The sequence below is a fragment of the Rhodococcus sp. NPDC003318 genome, assembly GCF_042879035.1.
In the GTDB taxonomy this organism is placed as follows: Bacteria; Actinomycetota; Actinomycetes; order Mycobacteriales; family Mycobacteriaceae; genus Rhodococcus_G.
Genome location: NZ_JBIAOU010000002.1, coordinates 243,681 through 256,908, shown reverse-complemented (window position 1 = coordinate 256,908; position 13,228 = coordinate 243,681). Strand labels below are relative to the sequence as shown.

Below are 13,228 nucleotides of genomic sequence, written 5' to 3'. Positions count from 1 at the left end.
GCCTGGGGGCCGAAAGGACTCACGGGTGCTCAGATGCTGATGCGGCCCTCGACCGCGGCGAGGCCGATGTCGGTGCGGAAGTGCCCGCCGGGCAGCTTGATCGCGGCGAGCTTGGCGTACGCGTCGGCGCGGGCGGCGGTCAGATCCGCGCCGGTCCCGACCACGCTGAGCACCCGTCCCCCGGAGGAGACGACGACGCCGTCCTTGACGGCGGTACCCGCGTGCAGGACCCCGTCGCCCTCGGCGCCGACGATCTTGTCGCCGGTGCGCGGGGTGCTCGGGTAGTTCTCGGCCGCCAGGACCACGGTGACGGCGGACCCGGACTTCCACTGCAGCGGGGGCAGCGAGGCGAGGGTTCCGGTCGCGGTCGCATTCAGCGCCTCACCGAGCGGCGACTCCAGCAACGCCAGCACGGCCTGCGTCTCGGGGTCGCCGAAGCGGCAGTTGAACTCGACGACGGCCGGCCCGTCCTTGCCGATCGCCAGGCCCGCGTACAGCAGTCCGGAGAAACCGCTGCCCCGCTTCACCAGTTCCGCGGCGACCGGCTTGACGACCTCGTCGACGATCTGCGTGACGGTCTCGGCGGGCAGCCACGGCAGCGGCGTGTAGGCGCCCATGCCGCCGGTGTTCGGTCCGGTGTCGCCGTCACCGACCCGCTTGTGGTCCTGCGCGGGCAGCAACGGGACCACGGTCTCGCCGTCGACGAGGCAGAACAGCGACACCTCGGGTCCGTCGAGGAACGACTCCAGCAGCACCGGATGCCCGTGGTCGAGAATCTCCGCGGCGTGGGCGCGGGCCGCGGCCCGGTCGGTGGTGACGACGACGCCCTTGCCCGCCGCCAGTCCGTCGTCCTTGACGACCCAGTTCGGGCCGAAACGGTCCAGCGCCTGGTCCAGCTTGGCGGGGTTGTCCACGACCTCGCTGTGCGCGGTCCGCACCCCGGCGGCCGCCATCACGTCCTTGGCGAACGCCTTGGAACCCTCGATCCGCGCGGCATCGGCGGACGGTCCGAAGCACGCGATGCCCGCGGCCCGCACCGCGTCGGCGACCCCGACGACGAGCGGAACCTCGGGCCCGATGACGACGAGGTCGGCCTCGACCTGCTTGGCGAGGGCGACGACGGCATCACCGGACGCGACGTCCACCGGGTGCTGTTCGGCGATCTTCGCGGTCCCGGCATTGCCGGGGCCCGCGAAGAGCGCGGTCACTCCCGGGTCGCGGGAGAGAGCGAGCAGAAGGGCATGTTCACGGGCTCCGGAGCCGACGACGAGTACGCGCACGGACCTCAGACTACGTTCCGGTCCGAGTGGTCGGCGAGGTCAGGTCGTAGAGCGTGACCCCGTCGACCGTGGTGGAGGTGAAGTTCTCCGTCACCCACTGCGAGATTTCCGACGCGTTGCTGCTGCCTCCCATGCCGCCGCCGAAGCCGCCGCCGCCGCCGCCGATGAAGTAGTGGATCTTTCCATCCGCGACGTACTGCTGGAACTGCTCGAGAGTCGGGGACGGGTCGCTGCCGTTGAACCCGCCGACCGGCATCACGGGCCGCTGCGTGGCGAGCTGGTAACCCGACGCGCTGTTGGAGCCGACCGCCGCGGCGACCCAGGTGTACCGGTCGGCGCCGTCGGTCAGCATCGCGGTCAGCTCACTGCTCGGCTTGCTGCCGTTGAGCAGCCCGCCCGCGGGACCGCCGCCCATTCCGCCTGCCGTCTGCCCCGCCTCGGCGCCGGCGGGCAGCTGGCCCGTCTGGCCCCCGCCGGGCACCTGAGCGGCACCGTTCGGAGCGGGCGCCGTGCCACCCGGTGTCATACCGCCCGGCAACTGTCCGGCAGCGCCGGGAGCCGTACCCGTGGCGCCGGGCATCCGACCCGTCTGACCCATCTGACCGCCCTGGGGCATCTGGCCGGCCTGGCCGCCGGGCATCTGGCCGGCCGGGCCGCCGAGCATCTGGCCGGCCTGGCCGCCGCGCTGCCCGAAGCTGCGGCCGTCCGCGCCGCCGGGTCCTCCGCGACCACCGAAGCCCATACCGCCGGTGTTCGGTCCGGCCGTCACGATCGAACCCGTGTGCGGGGTGGTGACGGTGTCGATGGCGTACGCGGTGGGTCCCGCGACGGCCGCGAGGACGGCTGCGACAGCGGCGCCCGCGGCCAGTCGACCGGTCAGGCGCGGCAGCAGCAGCGCGGCTGCGGCGGCGATGCCGACGACGAGGATCACCCAGCGCAGCCACGGGACGAAGTCGGCGCTGCGGCCGAGCAGTTCCCACGACCAGACGGCGGTGACCACCATGGTGACCGCGGAGACGATCCGCACCCACAGCAGGTCGCGGTGCCGCCAGGCGGTGACCGCACCGGCACCGACCAGCGCACCGATCATCGGCGCGAGGGCGACCGTGTAGTAGGAGTGGAAGATGCCGGCCATGAAGCTGAACACCAGACCGGTGGTCAGCAGCCAGGCGCCGAACAGCACGAACGTGGCGCGCTTGGTGTCGGTGCGGGCGAGCTTGCCGCGCAGGACGATTCCGAGGACGCCGAGGATCAGGGCGGCGGGGATCAGCCAGGCGATCTGCCCGCCCTGGGCGGCTTCGAACATGCGGGTGATGCCGGTGTTGCCCCACATGCCGCCGCCTCCGCCGGGTCCGCCGCCGCCGGGCATCGCGCCGGCCATCGCGTCACCGGCGGCCTGGGCGGCCGCTCCGTCGGTCGCGGCACCGCCGCGTCCGGGTGTGACCGATCCGGTCTCGTCGCCGTTGAGTCGGCCGAGACCGTTGTAGCCGAGGGTCAGTTCGAGGATCGAGTTGTTCTGCGAGCCACCGATCCAGGGCCGCGAGTCCGCGGGCCACAGTTCGACGGCGAGCAGCCACCAGCCGGCGGAGACGACCATCGCGGCGAGCGCGGCGAACAGCTGCGCGATGCGCTTGCCGAGCTTCGGCGGACCGAACAGCAGGTAGGTCAGCGCGAGCGGCGGCACCACCAGCATGACCTGGAGTTGCTTGGTCAGGAATCCGAGCCCGACGAACACGCCGGTGAGCACGAGCCAGCGGGTGCGTCCGTCCTCGATGCCGCGCAGCAACGCCCAGGCGGCGGCGAGGGTCAGCAGCACCAGCAATGCGTCGGGGTTGTTGAACTTGAACATCAGCGCGGCGACGGGCGTCACCGCGAGCACCAGCCCGGCGAGCAGACCGGCGCCGGCACCGAAGTAGCGGCGCACGATCGCCCAGAGCAGCGCGACCGACGCGACACCCATCAGCGCCTGCGGCGCCAGGATGGACCACGAGTTGAGGCCGAACGCGCGAACCGACAGCTCCATGACCCACAGGGACGCCGGCGGCTTGTCGACGGTGATCGAGTTGGCCGCGTCGGAGGAGCCGAAGAAGAACGCCTTCCACGACACCGAACCGGCTTGCACCGCAGCCGAATAGAACGAGTTGGCCCAGCCGGAGGCGCCGAGGTTCCACAGGTAGCCGACGGCGGTGCCGATCAGCAGCGCCGCGAGCGCCCACGGCTCCCACCGCGGCCGGGGCCGCGGCGTGGGGGCGTCGGGGACCACGGGTTCGTGGTCGAGAACGGATGTTGTGGTCACTGGTCGACTCCCTGGGACTGACTGTGGTTCGGGGTGTGGTGCCGGAACACCCACCGGAGGGCAACGAAACGGGAAACGGTGGCAACGAGATTGGCGATGACGAGGACCGCGAGCTCGACGTGCCGGGACGCGCCGGGCGCCCAGTGGTGCAGGGCGAACAGCGATCCGCTGGTCAGCAGCAGCCCGAACGCGAACACGGCGAGCCCCTGCACCTGGTGGCGCGCGGCGCCCTCGGATCCGCGGACCCCGAAGGTGAACGCGCGGTTGGCGGCGGTGTTGAGGACGGCGGTGATCAGCAACGCCGTGAAGTTCGCCGCCTGCGCACCGAGCGCCGAGTGCAGCATCAGGTACAGCACCATGTACGCGAGCGTCGACCCGATCCCGACGACCGCGAATCGGACGAGCTGGCCGACCATTCCGTGCGGGACGCCGGCGACCAGCGGTTCCCGGCCGAGGCTGCTGCGCAGTGCGGCGACGGGAAGCTTCCCCGTGGCCAGCGCCCGCCCCACCCGGACCACGCCCTTGAGGTCGGCGACCGCGGTCGCGACGATGTCGACGGTGCTGTCGGGGTCGTCGACCCAGTCCACCGGCACCTCGTGGATGCGCAGGCCGACCCGCTCGGCGAGCACCAGCAGTTCGGTGTCGAAGAACCAGCCGGTGTCCTCCACCAACGGCAGCAGTTGGCGCGCGACGTCGGTGCGCATCGCCTTGAAGCCGCACTGGGCGTCGGAGAACTTGGCCCGCAGGGCGCCGCGGAGGATCAGGTTGTAGCAACGCGAGATCACCTCCCGCTTCGGTCCGCGCACCACCCGCGACGAGCGGGAGAGCCGGGAGCCGATCGCCAGGTCCGAATGCCCCGACACCAGCGGAGCGACCAGCGGCAGCAGGGCGTTGAGGTCCGTCGACAGGTCGACGTCCATGTACGCGACGACCTGGGCGTCGGACGCACTCCACACGGTCCGCAGCGCGCGGCCGCGACCCTTCTGGTCCAGGTGCACGACCCGGACGTTCTCGAATTCGGCGGCGAGAAGGTTCGCGACGGCGAGGGTGCCGTCGATGCTCGCGTTGTCGGCGATGGTGATCCGACTCGGATACGGCATCGCCTCGGCGAGGTGGTGGTGCAGGCGGCGGACGCAGCGTTCGAGGTCGCGTTCCTCGTTGTACACCGGGACCACCACGTCCAGTGTCACGGTGTCCGCGGCCACGGGCAGCGCGGCCTGTGGGCGAACCAGCGATTTCGTCATGGCACTCACGGTCGCGCCCGAAGCTGCGGCCTCCCTGGACCCCGACTGACAGTTTCCTGTGAGCGTTGACCTCGAGGTTGGTTGAAACACGATCATGAACTGGTGCCACAGAATCACCGCCCCCGCCCCGCACGATCCGACGACCTGATCACGATCGGCGTCTTCGCGCGGTCCAGCGGCATCAGTCCCAGCGCCCTGCGGTTCTACGCCGACTCCGGACTGCTGCTGCCCGCCGCCGTCGACGAGACGTCCGGGTACCGCTACTACGCCCCCGATCAACTCGACCGCGCGGTGACGATCCGTCGGCTCCGCGAGATCGACATGCCGCTCGACCGGGTCTCGGAGGTGCTGGACGCGGACGCGGGTCGGGCCGCCGCGCTGATCGACGAGCACGTCGGCGGGCTCGACGCCCGGGTCCGGCAGGCGCGGGCGGCGGCCGCGGAGATCCGGGCCTCGTTGGACGTGCAGCCCGCGCAGCCCGCGGGCTCGGTTCGCGTGGCGACGATCCGCGGGCCGGTGCTCGCCTCGGCGATCGACCAGGTGCTCTCGGCGACCGCGCACGACGCCGAGCATCCGGTGCTGACCGGCGTGCACCTCGAGACCGTCGACGACTGTCTGGTCCTGACGGCCACGGACCGGTATCGGCTGGCGACGCGGACGGTGACGCTCGACCGTGGGGGCCGCGCCGGCTGGTCCGGGACGGCCGACGGGGACGATCTGCGGATGGCGGCGTCGTGGACGCGCCGACAGTCGGTCGTCGACCTGCGGACCGACCCGCACGGCCTGGTCGTGGACGCCGGCACGGGCGGCACCCGCGTGTGCCGGTTGCTGCCCGACCCCTTCCCCGATCACCGGGCCGTGTTCGACGCGCTCGCACCGGTCCGGACGCGGGTGGTGGTGGCCCGAAACCCCCTGGTGCGGGCCACCGAGGACCAACCGGACGACCGTGTCCTCGTGCGGGTGTCCGACGGGGCCGTGACGGTGTCCGCGCCCGGACCCGACGCCCGCCCGGTGACCATCCCCGCCGGCGTCCGCGGCCCCGACACCGCGCTCGCATTCGAGATCACCACCCTGTATCCCGCGATCGCCACGGCCGTCGGCCCCGACGTGATGCTCGACATCGCAGCACCCGACCAGCCCGTCGTGGTCCGCTCCGCCGACGACGGCGACCTCACGACACTCGCCATGCCCGTCCGTCACGAGCCGGTGACCCCCTGACCGGCCGACACGGCGACGCCCGTGACGGCACCGTGAGCAGCCGCGTACCGGGACGCGCATAATCGCAACCATGGCATCCGTTTTCAGCATGATCATCGCCGGCGATCTGCCGGGCCGGTTCGTCTGGGAGGACGACGACGTCGTCGCGTTCCTGACCATCAACCCGATCACCAAGGGCCACACCCTCGTGGTCCCGCGAGCCGAGATCGACCAGTGGCAGGACCTCGACGGCGAGGTGTTCGCGAAGGTCTCGCGGGTCGCGCAGATCCTCGGCCAGGCGGTCCGCAAGGGCTTCGACGCCCCACGCGCCGGTCTGCTGATCGCCGGTCTCGAGGTGCCGCACCTGCACCTGCACGTCTTCCCCGCCTACAGCCTCGGCGACTTCAACATCTCCGGCGCCGACCCCAACCCCTCCCCCGAGTCGCTCGACGAGGCGCAGACCACCATCAAGGCCGCGCTGCGCGAACTCGGTCACGGCGCGAACGTTCCGGCCTGATCGATCCGGTGACGGACAATCCCGGCGAGCGGGACTGCCGGTGCGGACGGGCGGGGAACCCGCTTGATTGAGGTTCCCCACCCGCCGCCCGAGGAGTTGTGACTGCCACCGTGACCGCCACCGATTCACCGCTGCTGCGTCCGCTTCGCATCCGCGGGCTCGACCTTCCCAACCGCGTCGTGATGTCGCCGATGACGCGGACCGCCTCCCCCGGCGGCGTGCCGACCGCCGAGGTCGCGCAGTACTACCGGCGTCGCGCGGAGGGCGGCACCGGCCTGATCGTCACCGAGGGTGTCGTCATCGACCATCCGAGCGCGATGGACCATCCCGACGTGCCCAACCTGCACGACCGCGCCGCCCGGGACGGGTGGCGCCGCGCGGTCGACGCCGTGCACGAGGCGGGCGGCCGCATCGCGCCGCAGCTGTGGCACGTCGGGCCGCTGTTCGGAGCGATGCGGCGGATCGACGACGTACGGCCGATGCGCCCCTCCGGTCTGTGGGGCGAGCCGGGCGTCACGTCCTACCCGCAGGAGTACGTCGACCGCGCCGTCACGCCCACCGCGTCGATGACGGACACCGACATCGCCGACGTGATCGTCGCGTACGCGGAGGCGGCGGGCACCGCCGCGAATCTGGGGTTCGACGCGATCGCGATCCACGGCGGCCACGGCTACCTGCTCGACTCGTTCCTGTGGGCCTCGACCAATCGCCGCGACGACGCGTGGGGCGGAGACCTGCAGCGCCGCACCGCCTTTCCCGCCGCCGTGGTCCGGGCGATCCGCGAGGCGGTCGGCGAGCAGATCCCGATCCTGTACCGGTTCTCCCAGCACAAGCAGCAGGACTACACCGCCCGGATCGCCGATACCCCGGAGGAACTCGGGGTCGTGCTCGGGGCACTGGTCGACGCCGGCGTGGACGTCCTCGATGCCAGTGCCCGCCGCTTCGACGCGCCCGCGTTCGAGGGCAGCGACCTGTCGCTGGCCGGGTGGGCGAAACGCACGACCGGCGCGATCACGATGGCCGTCGGCAGCGTCGGACTCGGCAAGTCGCTGCACGACGGGCGGCTCGCCGGGCCCACGGTGGAGTCGGTCGACAACATCGCCGAACTCGAACAACGCCTCGGTGCAGACGAATTCGATCTCGCGGCGATCGGCAGACTGCATCTGGCGGATCCCCGCATCACCGAGACGCTGCGGGAGCGGCGCCCGCTGCCCGAGTTCGACCGCCGCAAGCACGAGGCGGTGCTCACCTAGGGCAGCTGCGCTGCCGCAGGCGCACCGATCTCGATCTCGTTGTGCAGCAGGGTGAACGGCGCGGCGGCGACCTGCGGGGCGGTGCCCGGCGCCTCCGGATGCCACTGGACGCCCACGACGAACCGGCCCGGCGCCTCGAACGCCTCGATCACTCCGTCCGGGGCGTGTCCGGTCGCGACCAGTCCCACCCCGAGCGTGCGCACCGCCTGGTGGGGAACCACAGCTGCCGGCAGGCATCAGCAGCCGCACGTTCTTCCGCCACTTCCCGTCGAAGGCGGACGTCCTGTGGGTCGAAACCGAGGGCGAGATCGGCCGCCTGCGCGAACTGCTCGCGGCCGGCGACCCGTCGGAACCGTACGAGGACGTCATCGTTCGTGCCGTGGTCACGTCGCTGGCCACCTTCCCGGCGGACCAGGTCGACTGGGCGATGCACCGCGCCCACCTCGTCCAGACGGTCCCCGCGGTCCAGGCCCAGGCCATGCTGCGCCACAGGCGGTGGCGCGAAGCATCGGTGGAGTTCGCCGCGGCCCGCAGCGGCGAACCGACCGACGCCCTGTTCCCCATCGCCGTGGGGCACGCCGTCCTCGCCGCCACCATGGCCGCGCACGAACACTGGATCCTCCACCCCGACACGGACCTGGCCGCCGGACTCGAGCGCACGCTGCGCCTCCTGCTTCCCGACTTGTATATCGGAGCGGCGTCGTGTTCGAACCGACGGGTCGTAGCGTGCCGTAGGAGACCGTGGGGATGGCCCGAGGAGCTTCCTGCCACCCGACCGGCCGGGGGGTTGGCTCATAGAGGGTTCTGCCTCCCCACGGTCTCCGTTCGCTGCCTGGCTCAACACAGGAACGCCACCCGCGAGGGCGGCCGGAAGTCGGAATGCCGACAGCGGATACCCCCTGTCCACCGCATGGAAGGCGCCCGCCAGGTGATCGTGATCGGTATCGACCCGCACAAGTCCACCCACACGGCCACCGCGGTCGATCCGGCCACGAACCGGGATCTCGGATCGGTGCGCATTCAGTCGTCATTCGACGACTACGCCCACCTCATCACTTGGTCCAAGTCGTGGCCGGACCGGATCTGGGCGGTGGAGAACGCATCCGGGCTCGGTCACCACCTCACCCAGTGGCTGATCAGCCGCGGTGAGGCCGTCGTCGATATCCCGTCGACCGCGACTGCCCGAGTGCGGGAGCTTTCGCGTGGTGGCCGGCGCAAGAACGACCGCATCGATGCGGCCGCCGCGGCGTGTGTGGCGTTCAGTCAGGGCGACTTCCGGCCGGTCGCCCCCGAAGGCCACACCGATGTCCTGCGGATCCTCGACGAACGCCGCATCGACCTGGTCAAACACAATGGCCGGCTCGTCAACCAGCTCCACGCCCTACTGCGCGAACTGTTCCCCGGCGGGATGGAACGCGAATTCGACACCGAGGACGCCGCCCACCAACTCAAGTCGTTCCTGCCCGGGACCCCGGCGGACGCGATGCGCAAGAACGTCGCCCTCGACATCGTCGGTGACCTGCGGCGAATCCGGTTCCAGATCGAGGACATCACCGCCCGAATCAAGACCGAGCTTGCCGCCAGTGGCACGCGGCTGCTGAAGATCTCCGGCGTGGGGATCGTGACCGCGGCCCGGATCCTCGCCCGCACCGGTGATCCCACCCGGTTCGTCAGCGAGGCGGCGTTCGCGAACTACAGCGGCACCGCACCCGTCGAGGTCGCCAGCGCCGACAAGCAGCGACACCGACTGTCCCGATCCGGCGATCGCACACTGAACTCGGCGATCCACATCGTCGCCGTCACCCAGGCCCGAACACCGAGCAGCGACGGCTACGCGTACCACCAGCGGAAGATGGCCGAGGGCAAGACATCCCGTGAGGCCATGCGTTGTCTGAAACGACAAGTCGCGAAACGGTTGTGGCGGACGATGCACGAAGACCATCGAGGTGCTTCCTCGAGGCAACTCACCGCATGACCTGCTGCCTCGAACAATCCCGACACCGGCAGCCGTGTCGTGTTGGAATGTGGGCGACCCGAGCGAGACGGAAGGGACCACTGCATGAGCACGTCAGGGATTTCCGATCAGCTGGCCACGGACGCGTACCTGTACGCGTACTCGATGGACGAGGCCTACAAGTTTCTGTACGAGACCACCATCAAACCCCGCGTGCCGTTCAACGAATTCCAGACAATCCGCGACCTTGCCGACGACACGTACACGGCACACCCCACGATCAACAACGACACACTGCACCTGCAAGGTTGGTTCGACGTGGCAGCCGAACCGGTCGTGGTCACCGTCCCCGACTTCGACGAGGGCCGGTACTGGATCCTGCACACCATGGACCTCGGTCACTACACCACCGCGATGATCGGATCACGGACCCGCGGCACCAAGGGTGGCCGCTTCCTGTTCGCGGCCCGAGCCTGGTCCGGAAAGGAACCAGACGGGATCGACACCGTCATACGGTCGGACTCCGACCTCATCAAGGTCATGGGACGGATCATGACCATCGGCGGAGATGACCTCACCGCTGCTCGCCGCTACCAGGACCAGTGGACGATCAAGACGCTCTCGCAGTATCTGGGAGTGACCGGCCCGCCGCAGCCGGAGCGCGATTTCCCGGATCCGGATTCGACGAACTGGCTGCAGCGGGTCAACTTCGTGCTCGGCGACGGATCGATGGCGGCGGCCGACGCGGCGTGGCTCGAGAAGTACAGGGCCGTCGGGATCGGTCCGGGCGGAACCGGGTTCACTGACGAACAGCTCGACGCGATGACGCGGGGGCAGGAACTCGGTATGAAGCGGCTCGTCGATCTCGCACCGACGTTGACGAATGCCGGCGAACTGCTCGGTACCCGCGACGATCTGCAGACCGGACCGCGGGAACTGTTCGCGGCGGGGACGTACCTCGGACAGTGGGGACTGCCGCCGGTCGAGTCCGTGTACATGAAAGTCGAAACTGGCTCGGACGGGTCGCCGATCACCGGGGCGGGAGGGAGAAGGTACCGAGCCCGGTTCCGCGCTCCCGACGTCAGTGAGTTCTGGTCATTCACCGTCTACGGCACCGACGATCGGCTCATGGCGCACAACGCGATCAACCGGCACAGTCGCGGCGACCGCACACTTCTGCCCGACTCCGAGGGCTACTACACGATCGAGTTGAACGCCGACGTCGAGTCGAACAGGGACAGTCCGAACTTCCTGCCGATTCCAGAGAAGGATGTCTACCTGATCCTTCGCATGTACGGGCCCAGCAAGGCGATTCAGGACGGTCACTACACAATGCCCCGCATCGAAGCGGTCTCCTGAGGTCGACAGGATCCGCCCATGCCGGGCTCGATCCTCGACTTACCTGATCGCCAAGACGAAATTGGTGCGGGTCGACGCTTCCCTCGTCGACCCGCACCAAACCTCGGCCCGGCCGGTGTTCGAACGGTCCGGCGCTTGACAGAACACACAGGAACCCTCCGCCCCACGAAACCGACCCGCGCCGGCCCTTCCTTTTCGGGCGCCGCCACGCTAGTATTCGAACACATTTTCGAATTGGGGGATTCGACAGGGGGCCAGATGAGCGCGACGAGTACCGCGAACGATGCCGAGTACGTGGTCGATTTCGCAGACGGTGTCACCACCGTGAACGCCATACGCGCTCATGCCCGTGCCGAGAACAGCACCTGCGCCCGGAAGGTCCTGACCGTGGCCGCTTTCGCCCGACGTGGCTTCGAAGGCGATGCAGCACGGCTCGGCAAGGGCGCGCTCCGCCGCGCGGGCCGTGGCGCAGAGATGGAGATCGCGCTCGCGCTCGGAGTCAGCCACACCACCGCAGTCCGGATCGTTCGCACCGGGCAGGCGCTCGAAGCCCGCCTCCCGACGGTCCGCGCCGCGTTCCTCGCCGGACGCCTCGACTATCCCCGCGTCCAACGCATCGCGGAGGACACCGCCGACATCAGCGACACCACCCTGCACCGGATCGAGGGAAAGATCGCCGACGCCGCACTGCACCGCGCGCCCCGAGCCCTGTCGAACGAGATCATGCGGATCCTGATCGACGCCGATCCCGACGAGGCCGCCCGCGTCCGGCAGACCATTCGCACCCGGCAGCGCTACGTCAGCATCAGGCCTTCCATGCACGGCCTCACCACCCTGTACGCCAACCTCGACGCAGAGGAGGGGCAGGTTCTCGACTGGCTCATCCACGACATGTCTGCGACCGTCTGCACCGACGATCCCCGCACCCGCGACCACCTGCGAGTCGACGCCTTCATGGCCCTCGCCCGCGGCGAGAGGTACCTGCACTGCCGGTGCGGAACCGCCTCCTGCCCGACAGCGCACCTGCCTGCGCCCGAGCCACTGCGACCCGAGGTCCACATCCACGTGGACCTCGACACCCTCCTCGGTCTCGCCGACAACCCCGCCCACCTCGACGGACACGGGCCGATCGATCCCGAACTCGCCCGCAAGCTGGCCGGGGACGGCACCTGGCAGGCGATCATCACCGACGCCCGGCGCATCGCCGACGGAGCCCGGAACGCCGCGACCGAATCTCGGGAACCCTCCGACACCGTCCGGCCCGGTGGCGACCAGCGGTCGAAGGCGGCCCGATCGTCGGCAGCGAACGCCGGGCCGGCGGGTGGTGGCGACGGCACAGGGCAGCCCGACGAGACCGGCACGCCCGCCTGCAGTTCGCCGACCGGTCCCAGGCATCGCACCCGCCGCCGGGCGGGAGTGGTGCCGCCGCCTGTGTCTCCAGAATCCCTTGGGGACGAATCGAATCCGATGTCACCTCCGCGTGCGGACGTACCCGACGGCTGGCCGTACGTGCTGCCGCCGAACGAGTTGACGGTCACGGCGGTGCTGGAGGCGATCGACCACGATCCCGCGCTGCTCCTCGGTGAGTTCACCAACGGTCACGGCGGGCACACCGATCCACCGAAGGGTGCTCTGACCTACCGGCCGTCCCGCGATGTCCGTGACGCCGTGTTCGACACGTACCCGACGTGCGCCTTCCCCGGCTGCGAGATTCCGGCGGGCCGCTGCCAGTTCGATCACATCACCGAGTACGACCACGCCGACCCCTTCGCCGGGGGTTGGTCGATCGACACCAACGGCCAACCCGTGTGCGGAATTCATCATCAGGCCAAGACGGACGGGCTCTTCCGCGTCACGCGGCTGCCCGGCGACGTCCTCGTCTGGATCGGACGATCCGGCACCCTCGGGGTCACGTTGCCTCGCCCGCCCGCCGAACGCGGCACCCCACCGCGACGGGATCGAAAACGGACGAGCCTCTCCGAGCGAACTCGGGAGTGAGCACTCGGCTGCAGGCAGGAATGCCGGATCGTTGCACGAGTGCGGTGGACCCGAGCCCTCGATCGGTTCCGCCGTCCGAGGGTCGATACCATCCCATTAGCCTTGCACAGGACCTCGCCGGACCGACGTC

10 protein-coding genes are annotated in these 13,228 nt (G+C 70.1%); 6 read left to right on the top strand and 4 right to left on the bottom strand.

Going from position 1 to position 13,228, the window contains the following annotated elements:
• Positions 1-29 precede the first annotated feature (29 nt).
• Genes purD through ACFYVR_RS06390 form a run of 3 tightly spaced genes read right to left on the bottom strand, consistent with a single transcriptional unit; the run spans position 30 to position 4,820 of the window.
• Positions 30-1,280, bottom strand: coding sequence for a phosphoribosylamine--glycine ligase (purD, locus tag ACFYVR_RS06400; protein ID WP_387470846.1), 1,251 nt, complete (start codon positions 1,278-1,280; stop codon positions 30-32).
• 10 nt (positions 1,281-1,290) lie between these two features.
• Positions 1,291-3,576: a glycosyltransferase family 39 protein gene (locus tag ACFYVR_RS06395; protein ID WP_387470844.1), complete on the bottom strand. Its 2,286-nt coding sequence runs from the start codon at positions 3,574-3,576 to the stop codon at positions 1,291-1,293.
• Positions 3,573-4,820 carry a glycosyltransferase gene (locus ACFYVR_RS06390; protein WP_387470842.1) on the bottom strand — a complete coding sequence of 416 codons (1,248 nt, stop codon included), beginning with the start codon at positions 4,818-4,820 and terminating at the stop codon, positions 3,573-3,575. The genes ACFYVR_RS06395 and ACFYVR_RS06390 overlap by 4 nt, the downstream gene beginning before the upstream one ends.
• A 102-nt stretch (positions 4,821-4,922) precedes the next feature.
• Here ACFYVR_RS06390 and ACFYVR_RS06385 point away from each other — a divergent pair, with 102 nt between their 5' ends.
• The 3 genes from ACFYVR_RS06385 to ACFYVR_RS06375 all read left to right on the top strand — a co-directional run bounded on the left by ACFYVR_RS06385 (position 4,923) and on the right by ACFYVR_RS06375 (position 7,787).
• The gene (locus ACFYVR_RS06385) at positions 4,923-6,038 is read left to right on the top strand and encodes a MerR family transcriptional regulator (protein ID WP_387470840.1); all 1,116 of its coding nucleotides are present in this window, start codon (positions 4,923-4,925) and stop codon (positions 6,036-6,038) included.
• Between the two features lie 70 nt (positions 6,039-6,108).
• Positions 6,109-6,534, top strand: coding sequence for an HIT family protein (locus ACFYVR_RS06380; protein WP_387470838.1), 426 nt, complete (start codon positions 6,109-6,111; stop codon positions 6,532-6,534).
• Positions 6,535-6,632: 98 nt separating this feature from the next.
• Positions 6,633-7,787 carry a 12-oxophytodienoate reductase gene (locus tag ACFYVR_RS06375; protein ID WP_387470836.1) on the top strand — a complete coding sequence of 385 codons (1,155 nt, stop codon included), beginning with the start codon at positions 6,633-6,635 and terminating at the stop codon, positions 7,785-7,787.
• Here ACFYVR_RS06375 and ACFYVR_RS06370 read toward each other — a convergent pair.
• Positions 7,784-7,990, bottom strand: a complete 207-nt coding sequence (locus tag ACFYVR_RS06370) for a gamma-glutamyl-gamma-aminobutyrate hydrolase family protein (protein ID WP_387470834.1) — start codon at positions 7,988-7,990, stop codon at positions 7,784-7,786. The genes ACFYVR_RS06375 and ACFYVR_RS06370 overlap by 4 nt on opposite strands.
• A gap of 20 nt (positions 7,991-8,010) precedes the next feature.
• Between ACFYVR_RS06370 and ACFYVR_RS06365 the strand changes: the two genes are divergently transcribed.
• From ACFYVR_RS06365 to ACFYVR_RS06355, 3 genes are all read left to right on the top strand, one after another.
• Entirely contained in the window at positions 8,011-9,762 is a 1,752-nt protein-coding gene (locus tag ACFYVR_RS06365; RefSeq protein WP_387471186.1) for an IS110 family transposase, read from the top strand.
• An 84-nt stretch (positions 9,763-9,846) separates the two neighbouring features.
• Entirely contained in the window at positions 9,847-11,100 is a 1,254-nt protein-coding gene (locus tag ACFYVR_RS06360) for a DUF1254 domain-containing protein (protein ID WP_387470832.1), read from the top strand.
• Between the two features lie 258 nt (positions 11,101-11,358).
• On the top strand, positions 11,359-13,098 hold the full coding sequence (locus ACFYVR_RS06355) for a DUF222 domain-containing protein (RefSeq protein ID WP_387470830.1): 1,740 nt from the start codon (positions 11,359-11,361) through the stop codon (positions 13,096-13,098).
• Positions 13,099-13,228: the final 130 nt, after the last annotated feature.

What these genes read in the sequence shown, in the direction of transcription:
- ACFYVR_RS06390 (WP_387470842.1), bottom strand. Translation starts at nt 4,820, where the DNA reads ATGACGAAATCGCTGGTTCGCCCACAGGCCGCGCTGCCCGTGGCCGCG.
- ACFYVR_RS06380 (WP_387470838.1), top strand. Translation starts at nt 6,109, where the DNA reads ATGGCATCCGTTTTCAGCATGATCATCGCCGGCGATCTGCCGGGCCGG.
- ACFYVR_RS06360 (WP_387470832.1), top strand. Translation starts at nt 9,847, where the DNA reads ATGAGCACGTCAGGGATTTCCGATCAGCTGGCCACGGACGCGTACCTG.
- ACFYVR_RS06355 (WP_387470830.1), top strand. Translation starts at nt 11,359, where the DNA reads ATGAGCGCGACGAGTACCGCGAACGATGCCGAGTACGTGGTCGATTTC.